The 965-nt window shown below is 36.8% G+C and carries 1 protein-coding gene; it reads right to left on the bottom strand.

Annotated elements, in window-relative coordinates; all coding sequences use genetic code 11:
- Positions 1 to 139: 139 nt before the first annotated feature.
- Positions 140 to 850 (bottom strand): hypothetical protein, encoded by a 711-nt coding sequence (locus tag HC752_RS24255; protein ID WP_190337738.1) that lies wholly within the window; start codon positions 848 to 850, stop codon positions 140 to 142.
- Between the last annotated feature and the right edge of the window lie 115 nt (positions 851 to 965).

Below are 965 nucleotides of genomic sequence, written 5' to 3'. Positions count from 1 at the left end.
TCAAAGCGCTATAACGCCCAATTAAGGGGTGAACAACGCCTTCAACCAAACCTAACTCATTGTGCCATAAACACTAAATTTGAAGTAGAAGCAAAAATGCCGAGCGTTGTGAATCCCTCTTAAATTGCTTGTTATGCAATCATGGGCACAACAGTTCGAATTTCGCAGGTAAGTCATCTCGAGACTTATAGGTACAACTTGTCAGTACTACCTTGCATTCATTTAAGTCTTTATACTCACCCGCACTCATAATATCTAATTGATTATTGATAGAAACATTACATCGATTTGAATAGTTGTGATAATCAATAAAACCAACTTGGATGCTTCCACCATTCAAGCTTTTAGCTTCACCCTGCGAGAGAGTAAACTCAACTTTATTTGTTGTTAAACTAGCTAACTTATTTAACAACTGTTCCATCTGTTGATCTTTAGACATAATTTCAGCTTTATGAGAACTGCGCATATTATTTATTTTATTCTCGTAATCTTTGCGCTGAACACTTCTCAGCTCAATGCTGTCAGACAAGTCACCTTGTAGTTTATCTAGATCTACTTGTTTACTTTGGATAGTTTCTAGAAGGCTAGAAATTTTCTTACGTTGTCGTTCCAGTTCTTCCCTTTCATCAATCGATAGCTTTAACGCATTAGCAGCTTCTGTTGCTTTAATCAGAAATGCTTCTGTATCCAACTTGCTAGCTTTTTCGTAACTCTCTATTGTATTCTCTAAACTGCTAACATTGCTTTGACTTGAAGCTACACCGTAATTATAAGCCGTTGTGCTAGCAACACCTGCAAGACTAATTAAACCTGCAAAACAAGCTAGTTCCCATTGTGTTCTTGTTAACACACTTAACCCTCTGAAATTAAATCACTATGACTAGATTATTATAATTGATTATCGCTTTACAACATACTGCTGCTGAGGTCGCTCACAAGTAAATCTAGGTGTGTTGCATAACGCC

Origin of the sequence: Vibrio sp. S9_S30 (assembly GCF_014694455.1) — a bacterium.
Classification (GTDB): Bacteria; Pseudomonadota; Gammaproteobacteria; order Enterobacterales; family Vibrionaceae; genus Vibrio.
This window is presented reverse-complemented; position numbering and strand designations above follow the sequence as displayed.